This is a genomic window from Streptomyces sp. NPDC017448 (assembly GCF_044330565.1).
Taxonomy (GTDB): Bacteria; Actinomycetota; Actinomycetes; order Streptomycetales; family Streptomycetaceae; genus Streptomyces.
In genome coordinates this window covers 157,599-179,323 of record NZ_JBIRLM010000014.1, presented here as the reverse complement: position 1 = coordinate 179,323, position 21,725 = coordinate 157,599, and the positions used below count along the sequence as shown (strand labels likewise).

At 71.7% G+C, this 21,725-nt stretch carries 13 protein-coding genes; 8 read left to right on the top strand and 5 right to left on the bottom strand.

Annotation, left to right across the window (positions count from 1 at the left end; genetic code table 11):
- Window positions 1-106 precede the first annotated feature (106 nt).
- Entirely contained in the window at window positions 107-1,030 is a 924-nt protein-coding gene (locus ACH4K1_RS22795) for a sirohydrochlorin chelatase (protein WP_398091112.1), read from the top strand.
- A 199-nt stretch (window positions 1,031-1,229) separates the two neighbouring features.
- Here ACH4K1_RS22795 and ACH4K1_RS22790 read toward each other — a convergent pair whose 3' ends face one another.
- Together ACH4K1_RS22790 and ACH4K1_RS22785 are read right to left on the bottom strand one after the other, a co-directional pair.
- Window positions 1,230-2,291, bottom strand: a complete 1,062-nt coding sequence (locus ACH4K1_RS22790) for a lactonase family protein (RefSeq protein ID WP_398091111.1) — start codon at window positions 2,289-2,291, stop codon at window positions 1,230-1,232.
- An 850-nt stretch (window positions 2,292-3,141) separates the two neighbouring features.
- On the bottom strand, window positions 3,142-6,501 hold the full coding sequence (locus tag ACH4K1_RS22785) for an ALF repeat-containing protein (RefSeq protein WP_398091110.1): 3,360 nt from the start codon (window positions 6,499-6,501) through the stop codon (window positions 3,142-3,144).
- Between the two features lie 863 nt (window positions 6,502-7,364).
- Here ACH4K1_RS22785 and ACH4K1_RS22780 point away from each other — a divergent pair.
- The 4 genes from ACH4K1_RS22780 (at window position 7,365) to ACH4K1_RS22765 (ending at window position 13,136) form a co-directional block, all read left to right on the top strand.
- Window positions 7,365-7,730, top strand: a complete 366-nt coding sequence (locus ACH4K1_RS22780) for a hypothetical protein (RefSeq protein WP_398091109.1) — start codon at window positions 7,365-7,367, stop codon at window positions 7,728-7,730.
- Between the two features lie 482 nt (window positions 7,731-8,212).
- Window positions 8,213-9,727: an FG-GAP-like repeat-containing protein gene (locus tag ACH4K1_RS22775; RefSeq protein ID WP_398091108.1), complete on the top strand. Its 1,515-nt coding sequence runs from the start codon at window positions 8,213-8,215 to the stop codon at window positions 9,725-9,727.
- 665 nt (window positions 9,728-10,392) lie between these two features.
- The gene (locus tag ACH4K1_RS22770) at window positions 10,393-12,063 is read left to right on the top strand and encodes a DNA/RNA non-specific endonuclease (protein ID WP_398091107.1); all 1,671 of its coding nucleotides are present in this window, start codon (window positions 10,393-10,395) and stop codon (window positions 12,061-12,063) included.
- Window positions 12,064-12,089: 26 nt separating this feature from the next.
- On the top strand, window positions 12,090-13,136 hold the full coding sequence (locus ACH4K1_RS22765) for a hypothetical protein (RefSeq protein ID WP_398091106.1): 1,047 nt from the start codon (window positions 12,090-12,092) through the stop codon (window positions 13,134-13,136).
- 268 nt (window positions 13,137-13,404) lie between these two features.
- Here ACH4K1_RS22765 and ACH4K1_RS22760 read toward each other — a convergent pair whose 3' ends face one another.
- The 3 genes from ACH4K1_RS22760 to ACH4K1_RS22750 form a co-directional block, all read right to left on the bottom strand.
- Entirely contained in the window at window positions 13,405-16,218 is a 2,814-nt protein-coding gene (locus ACH4K1_RS22760; RefSeq protein WP_398091105.1) for a tetratricopeptide repeat protein, read from the bottom strand.
- Entirely contained in the window at window positions 16,215-16,646 is a 432-nt protein-coding gene (locus ACH4K1_RS22755) for a hypothetical protein (protein ID WP_398091104.1), read from the bottom strand. Before ACH4K1_RS22755 ends, ACH4K1_RS22760 begins: the two co-directional genes overlap by 4 nt.
- A 454-nt stretch (window positions 16,647-17,100) precedes the next feature.
- The gene (locus ACH4K1_RS22750) at window positions 17,101-18,606 is read right to left on the bottom strand and encodes an FUSC family protein (protein ID WP_398091103.1); all 1,506 of its coding nucleotides are present in this window, start codon (window positions 18,604-18,606) and stop codon (window positions 17,101-17,103) included.
- Window positions 18,607-18,871: 265 nt separating this feature from the next.
- Here ACH4K1_RS22750 and ACH4K1_RS22745 point away from each other — a divergent pair, with 265 nt between their 5' ends.
- The 3 genes from ACH4K1_RS22745 to ACH4K1_RS22735 all read left to right on the top strand — a co-directional run bounded on the left by ACH4K1_RS22745 (window position 18,872) and on the right by ACH4K1_RS22735 (window position 21,630).
- Window positions 18,872-19,354 carry an Lrp/AsnC family transcriptional regulator gene (locus tag ACH4K1_RS22745; RefSeq protein WP_228993541.1) on the top strand — a complete coding sequence of 161 codons (483 nt, stop codon included), beginning with the start codon at window positions 18,872-18,874 and terminating at the stop codon, window positions 19,352-19,354.
- Between the two features lie 37 nt (window positions 19,355-19,391).
- On the top strand, window positions 19,392-20,096 hold the full coding sequence (locus tag ACH4K1_RS22740) for an HAD family hydrolase (RefSeq protein ID WP_398091102.1): 705 nt from the start codon (window positions 19,392-19,394) through the stop codon (window positions 20,094-20,096).
- 349 nt (window positions 20,097-20,445) lie between these two features.
- Window positions 20,446-21,630, top strand: coding sequence for a protein kinase (locus ACH4K1_RS22735; protein WP_398091101.1), 1,185 nt, complete (start codon window positions 20,446-20,448; stop codon window positions 21,628-21,630).
- Window positions 21,631-21,725 lie beyond the last annotated feature (95 nt).

Below are 21,725 nucleotides of genomic sequence, written 5' to 3'. Positions count from 1 at the left end.
GGGATACTCCGGCTGTACACCACTCATCGGACATAAGCGGATAGTTAACGCTCGACCGGACCCTCCCCGAACAGAGGGGCAGGCAAAACCAGTAGCATGCGGCGCCATGAGCACCCCCACTGGGCCCGCTTCCGGCCTGCCTGTACGAATGCCGCGACCTCGCCAGTCCGGACGGCACCGCCGCCCGGAGCCCGTGGTCGCACCCGAGGGCGCGGCCGCGCTCGTCCTCGCCGTTCCCGGTACCCCCTCTTCGGCCACGCGCAGCCTGGCCGAAGAGGTGATCAGCATCGCCCGTTCCGAGCTGCCCGGCCTCAACGCCCTGATCGGCTACGTGGACGGCGACGACGCCGAGTACCCGACTCTCGCCACGATCCTCGCCCACACCGCCGCCGAGCGCGTCGCGCGCTACGAGCAGGCGCTCGCCGCCGGCCGCGAGGTCGCCGAGCCCGCCGGTCCGCCGGCCGTGGTGGTCCCGCTGCTCGCGGGCCCCGACGGCGCGCTGCTCCGCCGGATACGGCAAGCGGTGATGGAGAGCGGTACGCAGGCCGAGCTGACCGATGTGCTCGGCCCGCACCCGCTGCTCGCCGAGGCCCTGCACGTACGGCTGTCGGAGGCCGGGCTGGCGCGTGCCGACCGCGCCAGGCTGTTCACCGTGGCCACCGCCGCCGACGGCATCGTGCTGGTCACCGTGGGCGGCGAGGAGGCCGTGCAGGCCGCCGGGATCACCGGCATGCTGCTGGCCGCCCGGCTCGCGGTCCCGGTGATGGCCGCCGCGCTGGACGTGGAGGGCTCGGTCGCCTCGGTCGCGGAGCAGCTGCAGGGCTCGGGCTCCGCGCAGCTGGCGCTGGCGCCGTACCTGGTGGGCCCGGAGGTCGACGCCGGGCTGCTGGACGCCGCCGCGAAGGAGGCGGGCTGCGCGACGGCCGAGCCGCTGGGCGCGTACCCGGCGATCGGCAAGCTCGTGCTGTCCCTGTACGCCACGACGCTGGGCATCACCCCGGCGACGCCGCAGGGCGCCCGGGTTCACTGATCCGGACGCCGTCACCGCGGAGCGGCGGCGGCTCGGGAAGCCGGACAGGGGGGGGGGGGGGCGGCCCCCCCCCGGGGGGGGGGGGGGGGGGGGCGCCCGGGGGGGGGGGGGGGGGGTGGGGGGCCCGCGCGCGGCCCGCGCCCCGCCCGCCCTTCCTTGGGGGGCCGCCCCCCCCCCCCCCCCCTGTCCGGGGCGGCCGTCAGACGAGGACGACGCAGGAGGCCGCGGGGACCTCGATGGAGCCCGCGTGCCGGGGGACGCCCGTCTGGGCGTCCACGGCGAACCAGCTGACGTTCCCGGAGCGCTCGTTGGCCGCGTACAGCCACTGGCCGCTCGGGTCGAGGGTGAGGTCGCGCGGCCAGTGTCCGCCGCAGCCGACGGTGGCCGCCAGGGCGGCCTTCTCGCCGCTCTCGTCCAGGGTGAGCACGGAGATGCTGTCGTGGCCCCGGTTGGCGGTCCACAGGAAGCGGCCGTCGTGGGCGACGACCACCTCGGAGGGGTAGGTGCGCACCGCGTCACCGGCCCTCTCCTGCTCGGGCAGCACCGCCACCTCTCCGAGCACGTCGAGCCGGCCCGCCGCGGCGTCCCAGCGGCACACGGTGACGATCGGCTCCAGCTCGCACAGGACGTAGGCGAGCGAACCCGAGGGGTGGAAGGCCAGATGGCGCGGGCCGGTGCCCGGTCGCAGCGCCGTCTCGCCGTGCGGGCTCAGCGCGCCGGTCGCGGGGTCCAGGGCGCAGACGCGGACCGAGTCGGTGCCGAGGTCCACGCTGACCACCCAGTTCCCGGAGGGGTCGGCGAGCACCTGGTGGGCGTGCGGGCCTTCCTGCCGCTCGGGGTCCGGGCCGCTGCCCTCGTGCCGCAGGACGGAGGAGGCGGGGCCGAGCGATCCGTCGTCGAGGAGGGGCAGGGCGGTGACGCTGCCGGAGGCGTAGTTGGCGGTGACCACGTGGTTCGCGGCGACCGCGAGGTGGGTGGGCGCATCGCCCTCGACGGCCCGTACGGAGCCCAGCAGGGCCGGCACGTCCCCGTCGGCGGCGAAGGCGGCGGCGACGCCCGGCTCGCTCTCGCCGACCGCGTACAGAACCGTTCCGCCCGCTCGGGGGCCGACGGCGAGGAAGGACGGGTCGGGCACCGCGTCCGTGGAGCCGAGCACGGTCAGCGCGCCGGTGTCCCGGTCGACGGCGGCGGCGGTGACGCCGAGTCCGCCCGCCGAGGTGAACGATCCCAAGAATGCCCGTCCGGCGCTGTCGCCGATCATCGCGTTACCCCTCTCCACCGTCGCCGCGCGTCCGCCCTCGCGGCGATCTTCACGGCCGACGGTAGCAGGCGGCCCGCTGCGGTCCAGACCAATGCGGCCGTACGGGGGAGGCCCTGATCCGGCCGTCCGGAGGCGGACCCGGGCGACGGGAGCAGTTCTCGCGGGGGTTCCACGATGAGAGCCGGCTGCCCGGCAGTCGGGGAGCGGCCTGCCCGCCATTCGCGCACGTCGGTGCAGCGCGAGGCCGTCGTCCACTGGAGGCCGGGGTCGATGGGCCGGCCCTCTGCGCAGATGACGTAGACGGAGGGGGTTCCCTTCCCACTGTGGTGCCGGGGACTCCTCGTCCGCAGCCCGGGGCCCGCGCACGCAGCTGACCGCCGCCCGGGCCCACGGCATCTTGCGGACCTGCCCGACCACGCAGCTCCTCGTCCTCGCGAACCGCGCCCACCAGAGGGCCGACGCCACCGTCCGCACACCCTGCTACCACCCCCGCGAACAGCCCGAGTACTACCGGCGGTTCAACCGCGACCGCGCCCGACCGAGAGCGCCGGGAGAACGGGCCTTCGCGCAATCGCCGGAGAGGGTTGCCTGGTCCGGGGAGCGCTCGGAGCCACCGGCGGCCCGGCACCGTCCCTGGTTGAACGGTGGCCGGGCCGCCCCGCAGCCCCTCCCGTGCCGAGGGCGTGAACGGGGCCGCCCGGCCTGCCGGCGTCCTCGTCGTGACCATGGTCGTGACGCCCGGCGCTGCCTCCGATGCCGCCCTCGGCACCTGCGACGGGAGTGCACGAGGGCCGGCATCAGACGGCCTCACCGTCAGGTGGCGCCGCCGGCAGCGGCGGACGTACGGGGATCAGGAGACGAGGTCGTAGAACTCCTTCACGATCTTGGAACCGGCGTCCACAGTGGTCTTGACCACGGGGGTCAACACGCTTCCCGCCTTCACCGGCAGGCGTGCGGCGGAGAATCCGCCCCGACCACGCGAGACCAGGCTGAGAGCGAAACGGCTGGCGGATCCGGCGAACTCCTTGCTCGTCCAGCCGTACTCGATGCCGTTGAAGACCGTGCTGAGCCCGGAGGTGACGACGGAGCCGGCCGCGAGCGCTGTGGACACGGTGCCCAGGACCGGGGCCGCCGGCGGGAAGAACACGATGCCTGCCGCGCAGCCTATCGAACCGATGGCCGCCAGACCGCTGGTGACCTCGAAGGCGTCAGCCCACCAGCCGGCGTCCGACCACCAGTCCTCCTCGCCACCCGTGCCGTTGGGGTTGACCTTGTCGTTCTGCGGAGTGTCGGCGGGGTTGCGCTGGCCCTGCACCATCTCCAGCGCCTCTTCGACGGCCTTGCGAGCCAGGTCGACCAGCTCCTGCTGTCGCTTGGCCACGGCGATGCGGCGGGCCTGTGTGGCGGCTGCGGCCGCCTCGCTCGCGCTCTTCCCGGCGCTGAGCGCCGAGCTGTGCGCGGCAGCGGACGAGGCCCGTGCCGACCGGGCTGAGGTCAAGGCCCTGCGGGCCGCGTCGACAGCCTTGTTCGCCTGGTAGTTGGCGATCCTGGCTGCTCCCTGGGCCACGTTCGCCGCGGCCTTGGCCTTGTCGGCCTGTGCCTGCGCTTCGTTGGCGGACTTCTCGGCGGCGTCGGCGTTGTTGTTGGCCTCTGCGGCGTACTCCGAGGCCTTCTCCTGGGCCTTGATCGCCTTGTCCGCCCACTCCGAGGCTTCGGTGGCAGCGCTGCGTGCGTCGGCGGCGGCCTTGGATGCGCGGGCGGCGTCGCGCTGCGCTTCCTGGGCGATCTTGGCGGCTGCGGAGATGGCCGCCTGGATGGCCGCGGCGTGGCTGGCCGAGTCGAAGTCGAGCTGGGCGGTCTTGAAACACAGGACCTCGACGAAGTGCAGCTTCATCCAGGTCGGGCCGGCGAGGGCCACTTCACCGAAGGCCTTGGTGTAGGGGCCGCCGGTGTGGATGAGGGAGGCGATCTTGACCTGGGCGTCTTCCTCGATGGCGCGTCCGAGGTCCTCGTCGAAGAAATGCTGCAGAGCTTGCGGAGTGTTGATCCTCAGGGCGTTGTCGGCGGCCTTCTTGACCGCGGCCCCGGGCCCTTCGTTCAGCAGCCGGAAGATGAGGACCCTGTTCTCCTCGGCCCGGCGCTTGATGATGCCGCCGGTGGTGAAGTCGCCTTCGGCCTGGTCGCTCCCGCTCGTCAGAGCCTGGACCGCTCCTTCGGCGACTGCGGGGCTGGAGACCTGGGCGAGGTACAGGATGGTCTCGCGGTCGTCCTGCGACTGGGCCAGGGCGCGGTCGAGGTCGATCCAGGACAGGACGTCGTACTCGGAGCCCGCCAGCGCGAACTGGGCTGCTTCACGGGTCCAGGTGCCCTTGGAGTCCAGCAGAGCAACCGCTGCCTTGCGCCCGTAGGTGACGGCGAGCTCGTAGTCCTGTGCGGCCAAGGCCTGTTCGGCCTTGCTGATCAGTTCTTTGGTGGCCTGGCTGGTCTGCTCGGCCTGGCTGCGCTTGTTCAGCGCGGCAGCGCGCTGGGTGGCGTCGAGGGCGGCCAGCTCCTTGGCCTCCTCCAGGGCCTGCTTGCGGTCTTCCTCCAGCGCGGCCCACTCCGCGTCGCGTGCCTTCTTGGCGACCTCGACGGCTTCGGCGACGGTCTTGGTCGCCGTGTCCGCGGCCTTGACGGCCTCGGCGGCGTGCGCGGTCGACTTGTTCGCGTAGTCGATGGCCTGACCGGCGAATTTGACCGCGTCCTCCGCGGCCTTGGCCGCCTCCTCGGCGTGGCGTGCCGCGGAATTAGCTGCGTCACGCGCATCTCGGGCGGCCTTCGCCGATTCGTTGGCGAGGGCTTGGGCGGTGGAGGCCGCGTTGGTGGCCTGGTTGGCCGCCGTGCCGGCGATGGACGCCTGTCGCTGCGCTTCGGCTGCTTCCGACTGGGCGACGCCCGCGGCAGTGGCCGCCTGGGCGGAGGCCTTGGCGGCGTTGGCGGCCTCACGCGCGGCGGAGGCGGCGCTGCCGCCTGCCGCTGCGGCGGCGGCAGAGGCGGCGCCGGCCTGGTCGGCGGCGGCGGCGGCGCTCTTGGCCTTGGCTGCAGCGTTACGCGCGGCGACGGCGGCGTTTTTCGCCGCCTCGGCCTTGGAGGCGTCCTTGGATGCGGCGATAGCTGCGTTGTAGGCGGCCGAGGCGGCGAACCCGGCGACTGCCGCAGCCTGGGAGGCGCCCGTGGCGGCTCGGGCGGCTCGGCGTGAGGCTTCCACAGCCGTGCTCGATGCGCGGATGGCGATACGGGCTGCGTCAGCCGCCCCGCGGGCGGCAGCAGCGGCCTTGCGAGCCGCCTCGCCGGACAACTTCACGTCGTTCTTGCCGGCCTCCGCTTCAGCCACGGCCTTCAGGGCCGCCTCCTTGGCCCGTTCGGCGGCGGTCTGGGCTCGCTGGGAAGCCTCGACGGCAAGGTCGGTGCTCGCCTGGGCCCGCTTGCCCTCACGCTCGACGACCGCGACGAGCTCCTTGATGGTGGCCTTCTCCAGGTCACGGGCGCGGGCGAGGTGCTGCCCGACCTCCAGGAACCAGCCCAGGTCGGCGTCCGTGCCCTTCAACGCACGGTCGGCGTACTTGGACACCTCCGGGCCCGCTCCGAACATGAGCGTCGCGACCTCGACCCTCATGTCCTCCTCGTCCGCTTTCCAGCGGCCGTCGATGATGAAGCGTTCCAGCGCCTGGTCGGTACCCGCGTCCAGAGCGGTTGTGCCGTCGCGCCTGACGGCCCGGCCGCCGACGTTGATGACCGCGGCGGTGGCCACCCGCAGGTCTTCGGTCACGGCCGCCTTGTAGCCGCTCTGTATGAAGGTGGCGATGGCAGCGTCTCCGCCGAGCAGGGCCGCGGTCCCCTCACGGCGCATGCCCTTCCCCGCGCCGGCCATGTAGGCGAGGGCTGCGACCCGGTTGTCCTCCGCGGTGACCTTGGCCAGTCGCTCCGTGAGGAACGTGGTGACTTCGGCGTCCGTACCGGTCAGTGCCTGGGCGGCCAAGGCCCGAGTCCCTCTGCCGCCGGAAAGCCATGCGGTCAGGGCCTTGGCGCGGTCGGTGTCGGGCAGCGATATAGGGGTGGCGCTTCCGGCGGCCTGGGCCGGCTTCGTGAGGGAGATCGGCAGGGCCGCAGTGGCGGTGGCGGCGGCCAGCACTCCGAGGAGTCGGCGTCTGCTCATGAAGGTCATCTGCATGGGTGTTCCTCAAGGAGGCAGGCTGGTGGGCGAGTTGCCGAGGTTGCCGGCAGCCGCTGCCTGGGGCAGAAGCGCGGGGTGTGCCTCGGGTGTTTTGGCGCGAGGTCAGGGGTGCCGGGCCTGTCGCCGCCGCCGGCGGGCGGACGCAGCGCTGTTCAGCATCACGGGACAGTGAATCTGCGCGAAAGGATCGGAAACTCCGTTCCCCGATCAACTCTCCGAACCACTGTGTGCGCTTCAAAAGTAAGCACGACGACATTCCCCTCCCCCGGTCGGCGTCATCTTAGTGCCGCATCAGATCAAAGCAAACGCAATACCACTGCCGCACGAGTCCATCCGGAGCCGGCTGGGCCGTGATGACGCCGAGACCGCATGGTGATCAATTCGTTATTCAGGTCGATACAACCTTCACGAATTGCGACTCAAGCTCCTCGAATCCTTTGCAGGAGACCATCGAATCCAAGTCGCCGGCATGCATTTTTGGCACCGTCTGGCCTGTATGGGTGATTTACCCGTGTGGACATCTGACGAGGTCATGGCTGTAATCAATGCGGGGGGCGATCTTCAACATGAGCGCAGCCGAGACGCATTCATTCCCCTTCGTAGGTGCGCCCAAAAGCATGCCTACACACGAATCCGCACACCATTGCGCCGCGTTGGATCATCCGCCAGAGGGGGAACTCGGGGTGATTTCTGCGTTCGCGCAGTGATTTAGAGCACTCTTTGGAGCTTCAGTGAAGAACTCTCTGCGCGCCCTCGCAGTCGCCTGTACTGCATTGGCCACAGCGGCATTGCTGACGACCACCGGAAACGGCAGCGATATTGCGGCGGAACCCGTTGCGGACGAGGGTCCGGGATACGCGGTGGAGACCTACGAATACCCGCTGGCCGACAAGATCCTTGCCGAGAAGAACATTCTCCTGAAGCGCGGAGACGGCCACATCACCCTGGCTGACTGCGCCAGTGAGCCCGGTCTCCTGGAGGTCTGGGCACGCAGCAAGGAGAAGATCTGCTTCAAGGTCACCGGCAACAGCGGCTGGCTGACCATGGAGATCCCCGCCGTCTACGGCATCCGGGGAAGTGCGACGCAGACCGCTCAGGTCGACATGACGGTGGGGACGGAGGAGAGGACCTTCGACGTGGCCAAGGACATCTTCACCCCCGTAGGTGAGAGCGCGGACGAGCAGGGCCGCGACCACATGCTCGTCGAGATCAGGACCTCCAAGTAGCCGTTGCGGACGAGACGGTCAGAGCTTCTCCCCGTCGGACCGAACCGATGGGTGAGCACACAGGCGCCCGACCGCGGGCGTGGAGCCCGTCAAGGGCGGTGACCCCCACCGGCTGAACCGCCGCCGAGGTCACCGACGTCATCGCCACACCGCCCGAACCGCCGGCCGTCCACCTCTCGGACGAAGCCACTCCGGCGGAGCACCACGACGGGGTGCTGTCCGTCGCCCCGGTTGGAAGTACGACGGCTGGACACGCCGGGCCCAGGGCGATGCAGAGCCTCCGGCGCCGAGATGAGCCCGCCGCCGGCCATCGCCTCGTCCGAGGGAGATGCGACAACCGTCACGTGGACCGCAGGCACAGGTCATGGACGGCCATGGCCTGCGGCTGTACGGCTACTTCGACTCTCCCGGCCACCCGCTCCAGGCCCCGATGCGCTGATCGCGCCCCGCCTTCCTCACCTTCCCCTTCTGGAGAACCACACATGTCATCGTTCAACACCAGCGCCAAGGCCTCGGTCCTCGCCGGCGCCGTGGGCCTGAGCCTGCTCGGCTCCCCCGCCCTGGCCCTGCAAGGCGCCCCCGCCACCGCAAGCCACAACTTCACCGCCCGCATCGTCGTCGGTGACTCCGACCGCTCCTGCTCGGGGGTCCTTGTATCCCAGCGCTGGGTGCTGACCTCGGGCTCGTGCTTCGCCGACAACGGCCGCCCCGCAGCCGGCAAGCCCCCTGTCGCCACGACCGTCACCGTCGGCCGCACCGACCTGGCCCAGGTCTCGACCGGCGCCGTGCGCACTGCGGTCGAACTCGTACCCTCGCCCGACCGCGACCTCGTTCTGGTCAAGCTCAACACCGGCGTCGCGGGCGTAAAGCCCGTCGCTCTGGCCAGCACTCCGGTTTCGGCAGGCCAGGCCGTCACGGCCGCCGGCTTCGGCCGGACGAACACCACCTGGGTTCCGGACACCCTGCACACCGGCGCGTTCAACGCCACCGGTGACAGCTCGGCGAACATCAACCTGACGCCGACCGACTCCGCCGTGATCTGCCAGGGTGACGCCGGCGGCCCGGTCCTGCGGGCCAACGGCACCACCCAGGAGCTGGTCGGCATAGCCAGCAGGTCCTGGCAGGGCGGCTGCCTCGGCACCCCCGCCACCGAAACCCGCACCGGGGCCGTCGCCACTCGCACCGACGATGTCCGCGCCTGGATCACCAGCCATGCCGCTCCCGTGCCGGGCGACATGAATGGTGACAACAAGCCCGACCTCGTCGCGGTCGACGACGACGGCAAGCTGTGGCTGTACCCCGGCACCGGCACCGGCGCGCTCGGCACCAGGATCCAGATCGGCACCGGCGGCTGGGGCGGCGCCTCGGTGGCACACCGCGGCGACTGGACCGGCGACGGCATGGAGGACATCGTCGCCGTCGTCGCCGGCCAGCTGATGGTCTACGCCAACCGCGGCGACGGTACCCTCGCGGCCCCGGTCAAGATCGGTACCCTGCCCACCAGCGCCCAGATCGTCGTCCCCGGCGACGTCAACAAGGACGGGCACCCCGACATCGTCGCCGCCTACGACAACAAGCTCTACCTGTACAACGGCACCAGCGGCGCCAAGCCGGCCGTCGCCGCCCCTCTCACCATCGGCACCGGCGGCTGGGGCGTCATGGACCTGGCCGCGCCCGGCGACGCCAACAAGGACGGCCGCGTCGACCTGCTGGCCCGCGACACCCGTGACGGCATCCTGTACCACTACGCCGGACTGCCCGACGGAAAGAACTTCAGCGAGCGCACCGAGTACGGCCGCGGATACACCACCTCCTTCCGGCCCCTGATCGCCGGTGCCGCCGACGCCGACCGCAACGGCGTCGCCGACACCTGGACCACCGCGGGCGACGGCACCCTGAAGTTCTACAAGGGCGGCGCCGACATCCACGGTCCCATCGACGGCCCGAGCATCCAGGTCGGCACCGGCGGCTGGCAGACCATCAAGTCCATCAGCTGACCAGCGACGCCACCCATCTCGTACTCCATGGTTCACCCTCGTTCCCTTCACCTCGGGGGCGGGGGTGAACCACATAAAGCCCAGGGAGCGGAGCCCTGCGGCTTCGCATCCGGTGCGCAGGACCGCCCGCACCAGGGAGGACGCTGAGCCGCCCGATCCAGCAGAGCGCGCCGGACAACGGACGGCTCAGGGATGGCGCACGTGGGGATCACAGCCGGATCGGCCATTTCCGTGCGGGCATGGCCGGCCGCCGTCAGGCAGAAGATCCGGGCACCCGGCCCGACCGCCAAGCTCCTGAACGCTGTGATCACCAAGGCGCCCGAGTCGGACGGCGGGTGGCCATGCGTCTGGTGTTCTCCCCTCCATCCCGACAGAAGAGAGATCTGACAAGCATGCCCAGAACACGTTCGCGGGTCGCCATCAGGCTGCGCGCGCGGTCGACCGTGCTCGCAGTGCTGACTACGGTGACACTAGGACTCACCGCGACCGGGACCGCCTCAGCTCAGTCGGATGCGACGGCATCCGAGCGAATAGGGAGCACCGAACGGGCGGACGCCGTCTCGCCCGTGATGGCGCCCGACAACCTCCCGAAGCGGTCTGCGGAGCGCTGTGAGCCTGTCAAGGCCGGGTCGAAGGAACGCAGAAGAGGAGCGGTCGAAGCCTGCGTGAGTTTCAGCCCCTCCCCGGCCCGATTCGCCGCCGCGCCCCGGTCCGTCACCTCGCAGGCGTCGGCGGCGGATGCCGGTTGCTCGGTCAGCGGGGCCGGCAACTACTCCTACGAGCGTTTCTCCTACTGCGTGAGCGGCCTGAACGTCCTCTACATCCTGCGCGACGGCAACGGTGCGGAAATCGGGCGAGGCACGCTGGAGGTCGCCACGAGTGCATCGCTTCCTGCCAGCGGTACGACATGGAGCGAGCAGGTCACCGTAAAGATGACCGAGGCTCGGGGCGACGTCATTTCCCTGAGCGCCAAGTTCCGGGCTGCCTGCACCGCCGGCTGCAAAGCGACGAAGGCCGCACCGTGGTTCACCGGCAACCTGACGGTGGGACAGTCCCTCACCGGCCCTGTGACGTACTCCTCGACCCCCGCCGCCGGCGCCGTCGCGGAATTCAGCACCTCGTACCAGATGTACGTGACCACTCCCGGCGCCACGATCACCGACCCGAACGCTTCGTGGACCAACCCGCGCACGATCCGCTGTGACGACGCGGTGGGAGACGTCGGGGCCCCTCCGTCGCCCGGTTGCGTCATCCCTTCGGAAATGGCTGTCGTGCCGATGCATGCCCAGAGCTCGGATGCGGGTGGTGCAGTCGCCGCCTACCAATGGGCTCAGCAAAACCTCAACGACGGCTGGGGGAAGACCAAGCCGCTGACCCGGCAGAAGAGTGGCATCGCCGACCGTTCGAGCCGAACCTGCGGAACGTTCGTCGCCAGGGGCGACCTCGTCGAGAACGATACATGCGGCGGTTTCCCCGTTGCCGAAGTCAAGGAGGGAGGCACCGACGGGGCCCGCTGCGTCGAGCTCATCCCCAATGCCAGCAGCGGCGGTTGGGACACCTACGTCCTCGGCAACAGCCTGGAACTCGACCGTGCCGCCCCCTGCGTGCGGGCCCACCTCCTGCCGGCTGACAAACAGTTCGCCGACCGAAAGCTGGCCGAAGGCTTTCAAAGCCAGCGGGTGATCGACGCGGAGCAGTTCAAGCTGGACATCAGCACGCCGGCCCAGGCAGCGCAGGCCGCATGCCTGCGGAATTGGCCGACCGGGGCGGTTCCTTCCGGTACTGGGTGGCGCAAGAACACCACGAAGCCGGTCGACCACGTGAACAAGATGATCACTCCGAAGGGCCCGGCCGGTACCCGGCCCTCCTTGGCCCAGGCCTGCCTCGGCAAGACGCCCGGGAAGGGCAAAGCCGCCTCGGGCAACATCACAGGCTGGCTGGATGCCCAGAAGTTCCGCGACGATTTCTCTCCCGGCACCGGACAGGCCCGTTGTCACCTGATCGCCAACATCCTCGGCGGACCGGGGCAGATCGAAGACGGCGGCCAGGACAATCTCGTCCCCTGCTGGCAGGTGGGCATGAACACCGGAACGCCCAGCATGAGGACGTTCGAGTACGAGGCGCAGGAGAAGGTGAAGGAGAGCAGCTTCGGGCCGAACGACGCAATCCTCTACCAGGTGAATCCCGTCTACCGGGACGACACGAGCACGATTCCGGTGGGAGTGACCATGAGCGCTACCATCGAACGGGCGAACGGTACGACGGAGGAGTTGTTCCCCAACGTCTACGTCCCCAACTCCCTGAAGGACACGGGGACACTCAACCTCGGTAACTAGTCAAGTCAGTGCCAGCGGGAGCCAGCATGCGTTACACCACACCACCACGCCCGTTCGACGTGGCGGCGCTCTTTCCGCAGCTGGCCCCGCTGGCCCGCACAGCCACCCGGCTGCACCCCCGCCCAGGATCCCCCACACCGCACGACAGCTCTGTCGGCGGGCCGCTGCTCTGGCCCGCCGACGAGCCGTGGCCGCACTGCGAAGCACCGCATGAGCGAGAGACCACCAAACCCCTCCTCTCGCCGGACGACGTCCGAGCATGGCGGCGGCACCGAAGCGCATGCGAAGAGCGGCGGCTTCTCGACCCGCAAGGCCCCTGGATCACGCCCGAAGAACTGGCCGCGGAGAAGGAGATCCTGGCCGGCCGTCCCTGGCCCGAAGGCCCGATCGCCATGCTGCCCGTCGCTCAGCTGTACCTACGCGACGTCCCGCTGCTTCCCCGCCCTGCGCAGTCCGAAGCGGATCTGCTCCAGGTGCTCTGGTGCCCTTTCGACCATCCTGGGCATCCCAAGACAGCCCTGTTCTGGCGTTCGGCAGCCACGGTGACCACCCCCCTGGCTGCACCGCCCGAGCCGTCGGCCGTCCGGTTCGAGACCTACCTGCCGGAACCGTGCCTGCTCACGCCCGAAACGGTCACCGAATACCCCCACTACTCGGAGCTGAGCAAGGAGCTCCAAGAACAACTGGGAGACCTAGGCCAGTGGCAGGCCGCCGCCGGCCCAGCGCTGGACGGCTCCTACCGGATCGCCCCCCAGGAACGCTACATGGACATGCTGTCCACGGCCCCTGGCTGGAAGACCGGCGGCTGGACCCGGTGGGGCCTCACCGATCCCGTCCCCCGGCCTTGCCCCGAATGCGGCTGCGATACCGAACCCCTGTTGACCATCGCCACCACCGAATGGGACAGCAACGAGAGCTGGATTCCTGAAGAGGAGCAGACCGACCCCACCCCGCTCCTCCCCGGCAGCCCCCCGGCCAACTTCACCATGATCGACATCGCCAGCGGCTACGACCTGCAGCTTCACACCTGCCCGGCCTCCCCGGACCACCCGCACATCGAGCTCATCCCATGACCGGGCTGTCCCCATCCTGTCTCTGTGGGTGAAACGGCAGGTCAGCGGGGGCGTGCGACGAGACGAGGCTCCTGGTCGTCGCGGTGGTGTTCTCTCCGCACCACGCATCGTCCGATCAGGGAGAAGCGACCGCCCCCGTTCACCCCGCCCGCCCTGGCGGGGATCGACAAAGGAGACACGCCATGTCACAGGAGCCGTCCTTCGTAGGGGCGGTTCGCCGCCCCGACCCGTCGACGGCGAGCTGCGAAGACCCGAGCCGCGAAACGGACTAGTAGGGATCGTCGCCGTAGCCGGAGGAGCTGCTCGCACCGCTGCCGGACGAGGAGTCGTCGTCGTAGGAGGAAGAGGAACCATGGCTGTCACTGGACGAGGAGGAGGAGGAGTGGCAGTCGCTGGAGGAGCCGTAGTCGCTGGAGGACGGGGCTTCGTCGCTCGCGACCGCCGACGGTCGGTGACCGCCGGCTCTGCCGTGTGTGCGTGATCCACCGGTGCCGGAGTACGTGGCCCTGAGCGGGGACGGGGGCCGTTCCTCGGCGGCGTCGACGGGCAGCGGTGAGGCGGCGGGCCCGGTGGCGTCGGCCACGCCTCCGACCGGGAGGGCGGCGAGGGCGGCGTCGTCCGGGGGCGAGGGTTCGACCAGGCCGTGCGAAGCGGTGTGGCCGTCCGGCAGCGGACGTCCGAGGGCGAGCATGTCAGGGGTGTGGGGGGAAACGTCGTCCAGGAGGAGCGCGGCCGCCGGCGGCAGGGCGACAAGCGGGCTGAGCGGTTTCAGCGGGATGCGCCGCAGCGAGGCGCGGCGGCCGAAGAGGCGCCGGACGCTCCGGTGCGCCTCCCGGGCCCGGCGCTCCAGGTCCCGTGCCGTGTGCCGGGCCGCACCCGGGTGGACCTCGGAGAAGTACCGGGCGGCTGCCTCCAGTCGTTGACGCGTCTCACGCACGTCGCCCGAGGCGGCCCGGGCGAGCCCCAGGTTGTAGGCGGCCTGGCCCCGGCCGAACGAATCCTCGGCCGGGAAGGCCCGCAACGCCCGCTCGTAGGAGTCGCATGCGGCCCGCGGATCGCCGCTCCGCATGTGCGCGTTCCCCAGGTGCAGCAGTGACCGGCCTTCGCTGCCGCGGTCCCTGGCACGCTCGCTGTGCTCGACGGCCCGCTCGTGGCAGATGAGGGCCCGCCGGTCGTTCCCCCGGCGGGCCTCGACGACACCGAGGTTGTTGAGAATCGCCGCGATGCCGCTCCCGGTTTCCTGGGCCTGCCAGTGCCCTGGGGGCCGCTCGCACTGCTCCAGCACGGTGCTCAGCGCGGCGACGCCCTCGTCGCCCGCCCGTTGCGGTGCGTCCAGCTCGCTCAGCGCCCGGTACAGCAGGGAGACGGCCTCCTCGGGGTGGTGGCCCTTCCGGGACGGCCAGGCGTCCACCGCCTTCCGGTAGTAGCCCAACGCCTCTTCGAGCAGCCCTTGTTGGTGGTAGGCCCTGCCGGTCTCCCGCAGCAGGTCGCTGCGGCGCTCCGCGAGGCCGAGGCGTTCCGCGGCATGGGCCGCCACCTCGTGGGAGAGCACCCAGTCGTCCCAGTGCTTGCGCAGGTCGAAGTAGGGCGTGAGGGCCAAAGCCAGGGAGACGGCACGGTTCCGCGAGGACGGGTGGTCCTGGGAGCGGACCATCGCGGCCACCAGGTTCGGCCGCTCGGCGTCCAGCCAGGCGAGCGCGGAGCCGGTGGCCCTCAGGCCTTCGGCCGCACGCGCGGCCGAGTGCGGAGCCCGGCCCCGCCGTGACGTCTTGCCGTACGGTCTGCGGGCGCGGCGAGCCTCACCGGGCAGCCTCGTGACGGCCGCGCCCACCGTCACGTCGTAGTGGTCCACGAGCCGGGCGAACGCGGCCTCCCGCTCTACGGCGGCGACCTCCCGGCAGCGCTCTTGGGCGTAGAGCAGGACCAGGGATTCGAAGCGGTAGCCGTCGTAGCCGGTGCCGCGTTCGAGGAAGCGCAGACCGTGCAGCTCGCTCAGCCGATCGCCGGCCAGGGCCGGTGAGACCCCTGCGAGCGCGGCGGCGGCGTGGACGCCGATGTCGGCCCCGGGATGGAGGGGCAGCAGCTGGAGCATGCGCTGCGCGGGGGTCGAGAGGAGCCGGTAGGTCTCGTTCAGCGTGGACCGCACGCTCCGGTCCCCGGAGCGTAGTTCACCGAGCCGGTTCGAGGAGTCGGCGAGCCGGTCGCGGAGCGCGCCGGCGGACATGCCCGGGCGGGTGACGAGCAGGTGCGCCGCCCGCATGAGGGCGAACGGCAGGCGGTCGCAGAGGTCGGCCACCGCCAGCGCGGCCTCGGAGTCGTCGGCGATCCGCCGGTCCCCGCCGAGCGCGTGCCCGACGACGGACTCCAGCAGCGCGACGGCGTCGGACGGCGCGAGGCGGTCGAGCGCATGGAATCCGGCGTGCTCGTCCAGCAGTTCGGCCATCTGCCCGCGACTGGTGACCAGCAGCCGCCCGGTGCCTCCGGGCGGCAGGAACGGGGTGACCTGTTCGGCGGTGGTGGCACCGTCCACGACGATGAGCATCGGCTTGCCGTGCGCCTCGGCGTGGTCGAGCAGATAACGGCAGAACAGCCCCCGCTGCTCCTCCAGCGCCCCCGCCCCCGGCACGGGCCGGTCCAGCACCACCGCCAGCAGGCGCAGCGCCCGGCTCAGCACGTCGCCGGGGGTCCTCACGTCGCCGGGCCGGTTGTCCACGTCGATGAACAGTTCGCCGCTGAACCAGCGGCGTCCGGCCCGCCTCGCCTCCTGCGCCACCGCCCGGGCCAACAGGGTCTTGCCCACACCCGCCGGTCCGTGGACGACCACCGGGCCCGGGGCGCTGCGGCGGGGGTCCAGCCCGGCCAGCACCTGCCGGGTCGCGGTCTCCCGGTCGATCCAGCGGCCGACGTCGGGCATCCAGCCCACCACCTGGGCCCTGCCCTCGCGGGGCAGGTTCCAGGTGTTGACCTGCAGGTTGCCGTCCCCGATCTGATGGGGGCTGTTGCGGTAGGCGTTGCCCGTCAGGCGCATTTCGTCCGACCGGTCCCCGCCCGGACCGACCGGGGCGCCGGGCCCGCGCTTCACGCCTCGGGACCGAAATGGATCTGCTGGTGGTTGTGGTTGCCGTACTGGTGGGGGGACTTGTCATAGGTGTTGTCGTGGACGTTCAGCACCTGACCGCGATCCGCCACGCCGGAAACCAGGGCGACCACCTGCCTCAGCTCCGCCTCCGCCTGCTGCCGGACCCCTGCGTCGGCGTCATGGAGCAGCGCGGTGAAGCGCTGCTCCCACAGGCTCGCCTGACGACCGCTTCCCTCCGCGTCGTCCGAGGCCAGGACCAGCGCCGTCCGCTCCAGCTCGCGCTGCGTCCCCTCCTCCCCGCCGTCCGCCGGGCGCCCGCGGAACATGCGGGCCACGCCCTGGCTCACGCTCCCCCAGGCTTCCGTCCCGGCGGCCTGCACCACGGCGGTCCCGCCGGCCGCGGCCAGCGCCGTCAACGTCTCGGGCCACATCCCCCGCACACCCTTCCTCGTACCTGAGTACCTGAGTACCTGAGAGTCCTGAACAACCCCTGTCCTCCTCCCCGCCCGAACTCCCGTGCAAACGAAGCCCCACAGCACGGAAACCCCCCGCTTCCTTCGCTCGGGGCAGGGCAGCCGCACGGGGAACACGGGTCCGGAGGAGGGCCGCCGACGACCGGCGTGGACGGCCTCGTCCCACCCCGCGACACCGGTGGGGCCGACCGGGGGTGGCCGTCATCGGGTACGCACCGCGAGGACGGCGAGCCGCACCAGAGGGGCTGCCGGGAGAGACGGTGGACGACGGTGGGTCACCGGTGGCGTACGCCCAGTTCTGCGTGGAGGGCCGCGCCGACGACGCCGGGCGGATTCCCGGGAGGGACCGGCGCTTTCCGTGAGGGGCCGGCGCTCGGCCGGTGCGTGGCGCCTTCTCCCCGGGCCCCGGTCTTCAGGCGGTGGTCGACGCTGCGTAAGGAGCGTGGCTGAGCGGGCTGACGAGTTCGGCGAGGGCGCGTTCCAGGTCGTGGAGGTGGGCGAGGGCGGGCTCTGCCGCAGGGGAGCGATGCGCGTGGGCGGGCGCCGCGGGGATCGCGCCGGGGCGGGGCGCGGTGAGGATCTCGACCGCGGCCTGGACCCGCCAGCAGGCGGCCGCGAGGCGGGCGTCGTGGGAAGCGGCGGGGTCGGCGGCGACAGAGGCCAGGCTGCGGACCTCGCGGGCGCAGTCGTCGAGCAGGGCCAGGACCTTGCGGGCGCGCGCCTTGCGGGCACGAAAGGGGTTGAGCGGGTGGACCAGAGGCGCGAGGGAGAGCCGCACCCGGCCCAGCAGGGATTCGAGCTCGGCGATGTGCGGTTCGGGGTCGGCGCCCGGGGCGCCGGCAAGCCGCGCGGCGGCCTGGGCGGTGCAGGCGTGGACAGAGCTCAGCGCGCGCTGGATCCAGGAGTGGGTCGTCGCGTGGGTGGTGACGGGGAGGACCACCAGTACGGCGAGACCGGCCCCGAGCGCCCCGACCCCGGTCTCCGCCAGCCGGAGTACGAGGAGTCCGGGGTTCAGGAATCCGAGGAGTCCGTAGAGGAGGGAGACCATCAACGTGACGGCGAAGATCATCCAGGAATACGACACCGCCGCGGTGTAGAAGATCCCGAAGACGCACACCGCCACCAGGACCGCCGTGCCCGTGAGGTGGCCGTGGAGGGGGATCGCGATGAGCAGTCCGGCGGGAATGCCCAGGACGGTGCCCAGGACCCGGCGAAAGCCGCGCACCAGGGTCTCACCGCGCGACGTGGTGTTCACGAAGATCCACCAGGCCGTGCCCACCGCCCAGTACCAGCGGTCCTGCGACAGCACCTGCCCCACCCCCAGAGCCAACGCGCAGGCCGCGGTCGCCTGTATCGCCTGGCGGGTGGTGGCACGCTCCAGACCTCGTCCTCCCGCCGGAGCGGGCGCCGCCGCCGGCGGGTAGCGGCGTTCGAAGCACCACAGGCCGAAACGGACCGCCGAGGAGGTCAGGAGGGCGAGGACGACGGCGGTGGAGAGCTCGGGCAAGCGGGCGGGGGCGGCGTGCAGGAACTGGGCGGTGAAGAACATCATGAAGGCGAAGATCCCCAGCGCGTTCCCCCGCGGCCCCCACCGGCGCGCGAAGACTCCCGCACCGATCACGGCGAGGAAGCTCAGGTCGCGGGCGACCGGCGCGTCGTGCAGCACGGCGGCGAGGGCGAGGACGGGCAGCCCGGCTGCGGGGAGGAGGGCGGTGGTGAGCGCCTGTCCGCGCACCGTCGGGTCGTTCACGGTGAAGAGGGCGAGCAGAGCGGCGAGTCCGCCGGTGACGGCCGCCTCCAGCGAATGCCCGACGAGCCCGCACAGCGCGACCGCGAGGCCGATGCCGATCACGGCACGGGAGGCGGAGCGCAGCCGTACCCGTCCCGGGTCCGGCGCCACGAACACCCTCTTCAGCACGCTTCCACCCCTTCCGCGTCGCCGCAGAACTCGCATGAAAAAGGCGCCGCGGAAGTCCGCAGCGCCATCGACCGCTCTATTGCAGCATTCGCCGGGCCCTTGGAACAAACGAAGAGGAATACTATGGGCCAATGGCCCGGTGAATACCTCGGTTGTTCGGCCAACAGCAGGCCAACGGACCAGTCCCGGCGCCACGGGGGCGGTCCTTCCCCCGCCGGGTACGGCCGGGGCAGCGCGGAGCGGTTCGGAAGGAGATCGGCGGATCATGGCGGTGGATGTTCTCGACACCCGGATCCTGCGCCTGCTGATCGAGCAGCCGCGCACCAGCGTCCGGGAGTACGCGCGCATCCTCGGCGTGGCCCGCGGCACCCTCCAGGCCCGGCTCGACCGGTTGGAGCGCGAGGGCGTGATCACCGGCACCGGTCCGGCCCTCTCCCCCGCCGCGCTCGGCCACCCCGTGCTCGCCTTCGTCCACCTGGAGGTCACCCAGGGGCGCCTGGACGAGGTGGGCGACGCACTGGCGGCCGTGCCGGAGATCATCGAGGCGTTCTCGACGACGGGCGGCGGCGATCTGCTGACCCGCGTCGTCGCCCGGGACAACGGCCATCTGGAGGACGTGATCCAGCGGCTGATCCAGCTGCCGGGGGTCGTCCGGACCCGGACCGACGTGGCGCTGCGCGAGCGGGTGGCGCACCGGGTGCTGCCGCTGGTGGAGGCCGTGGGACGGGCGGCGGCGCCTCCCGCCTGACCGGACCCGCCGGTCGCGGCTGCGGCATGCTGGGGCCATGACGCTCCTCCCCGGCACCTCGTCCGCGCCCCTTCCGCCTCCGCACGTGATCTTCGATCTCGACGGAACCCTGGTGGACAGCGAGCCCAACTACTACGAGGCGGGGCGCAGGCTGCTCGCCCGCTACGGGGTGCGGGACTTCGGCTGGGAGGAGCACACCCGGTTCATCGGCATCGGCACTCGGGAGACGCTGACCGTCCTGCGCGCGGAGTACGGCATCGACGCTCCGGTCGAGGAGCTGCTCGCCGGGAAGAACGCCCTGTACCTGGAGCTCGCCGGGGCCTCGACGGAGGTCTTCCCGCAGATGCGGGAGTTCGTCGAGCGCCTATACGCGGCCGGGGCGCCGATGGCGGTGGCCTCCGGTTCGTCCCGGGCCGCGATCGGGGCGGTGCTCGCGGTCACCGGACTCGACGCGTACATCCCGCTGTACGTCTCCGCCGAGGAGGTCGCCCACGGCAAACCGGAGCCGGACGTGTTCCTGGAGGCGGCCCGGCGGATGGGGGCGGAGCCGGGGAACTGCGTGGTGGTGGAGGACGCACCCCCCGGAGCGGCGGCCGCGCACGCGGCGGGGATGCGGTGCTTCGCCGTGCCCTACGTGCCGCAGACGGCGTCCGACCCCGCGTTCGAGACCGCCGAGCTGCTGTTCGCGGGCGGGCAGTCCGCGTTCACGGCCGAGGCCGCCTGCCGCGGGCTGTACGGCTGAAGCGGAGGCGACGGGGGCCCCTCCCGGGCGGCGGCGCGTGCGCGGGTCCGTCAGCCGCGCGGGCCCCCGGCGCGGAGGGTGGTCCGCCGTGCGGGCGCTCCGACGCGGAGGCCGGCCGGCCGGGCGGGTGTGCCGGCCCGTCAGCCGGGTTCGGAGAAAGGCCCGTCGGGGCGTGCGGGGCCCGCCGGACAGATATCCTGATCATGTCGTTCGTCTCACCGGCCCAGGACGTGGCCGGAGACAGGAGACCCCGGAGGCGGACAGCCGGTGCGGGCCGCCATTCGAGATAGGTGTACAGGTGCTGGTAGCTGGTCGGTACCGATTGGTATCCCCCATCGGTCGTGGCGGCATGGGCGAGGTGTGGCGCGCCACGGACGAGGTCCTGGGACGCGCCGTGGCCGTGAAGCTGCTGCTGGGCGACCAGGCGGACGCCTCGTCGACCGCCCGGTTCCGGCTGGAGGCGCAGACCGCCGCCCGGTTGAGCCACCCGCACCTGGTCGCCGTGTTCGACTTCGGGGCGTGGGAGGACCGGTTCTTCCTGGTGATGGAGCTGGTCGAGGGGCAGAGCCTCGGAGACCTGCTGGCCGCCCAGGAGCGCGTCCATCCCGAACAGGTCGCCCGGATCGCCGGCCAGGCCGCCGCCGGGCTGGCCGCCGCGCACCGCCAGGGCATCGTCCACCGCGACATCAAGCCGGGCAACCTGATGCTGGACGCGGACGGTTCGGTGAAGATCGGCGACTTCGGGATCGCCCAGTTCGTCGACGACCCCTCGACCGCGCTGACGACGGCCGGCCACATCGTCGGCACGAGCCTCTACCTGGCCCCCGAGCGTGCGTTGGGGCGTACCGCCGACTCCGCGTCCGACATGTACTCCCTGGGCTGCGTGGTCTATCAACTGCTGCTGGGGGAGCCGCCGTTCCGCTCCGACACGGCGACCGCGACGCTGTACCAGCATGTCGACACCCCGCCGGTCCCGCTGCGGCAGCGGGGGGTGGACATCTCCGCCGCCTTCGACGCGTATCTGCTCGGGCTGCTGGCGAAACAGCCCGAGGCCCGGCCCACCGCCCAGCAGGTCTCCGACTGGTTCCGCACGGACGCCTGGCGCGGCCGGCCGGAGCCCCTCCCGATGCCGACGCCCGCCTCCCACCGGGCCCCCGCCGCCGGGACGCCGAAACCCTCCCCCGCCGGGCCGGCCGTACCGGCGGGCCCGACGACGTACCGGCTCCCGGCCCCCACCGGGCGGAGACGGCAGGCGCCGACCCGATCTGCCCCGACCCGCTCGAATGCGGCCCGATCGAATGCGACCCGCTCGGCCCCGGTCCGCCGTCGCAGCACCCGTGAGGCGATACGACGGCGCCCCAGGGTGGCCAGCGCCATCGCGGGGACGGCGACGTTCCTGGCCGCCGTCTACCTGGGGATGATCCTGTTCTCGCCGGACTCCAGCTCCGCCGGAACGCCGGACCAGGTCCCGTCCTCGGGCCCCTCCCAGGACGTCGGGAACGGCGGCGGGAGCGGGGACGAGCAGGACGGCTGAGCCACGGCCCGCCCCGCCCGCCGTCCCGCCGGGACGGCGCCCTCGGTGTACGGGCCGGGGGCGGGGGGCCCGCGGTCGTCGGACGCCTGGTACCG

Coding starts and splice junctions, on each gene's coding strand:
- ACH4K1_RS22795 (WP_398091112.1), top strand. CDS start 107: ATGAGCACCCCCACTGGGCCCGCTTCCGGCCTGCCTGTACGAATGCCG.
- ACH4K1_RS22790 (WP_398091111.1), bottom strand. CDS start 2,291: ATGATCGGCGACAGCGCCGGACGGGCATTCTTGGGATCGTTCACCTCG.
- ACH4K1_RS22785 (WP_398091110.1), bottom strand. CDS start 6,501: ATGCAGATGACCTTCATGAGCAGACGCCGACTCCTCGGAGTGCTGGCC.
- ACH4K1_RS22775 (WP_398091108.1), top strand. CDS start 8,213: ATGTCATCGTTCAACACCAGCGCCAAGGCCTCGGTCCTCGCCGGCGCC.
- ACH4K1_RS22765 (WP_398091106.1), top strand. CDS start 12,090: ATGCGTTACACCACACCACCACGCCCGTTCGACGTGGCGGCGCTCTTT.
- ACH4K1_RS22755 (WP_398091104.1), bottom strand. CDS start 16,646: ATGTGGCCCGAGACGTTGACGGCGCTGGCCGCGGCCGGCGGGACCGCC.
- ACH4K1_RS22745 (WP_228993541.1), top strand. CDS start 18,872: ATGGCGGTGGATGTTCTCGACACCCGGATCCTGCGCCTGCTGATCGAG.
- ACH4K1_RS22740 (WP_398091102.1), top strand. CDS start 19,392: ATGACGCTCCTCCCCGGCACCTCGTCCGCGCCCCTTCCGCCTCCGCAC.
- ACH4K1_RS22735 (WP_398091101.1), top strand. CDS start 20,446: ATGGGCGAGGTGTGGCGCGCCACGGACGAGGTCCTGGGACGCGCCGTG.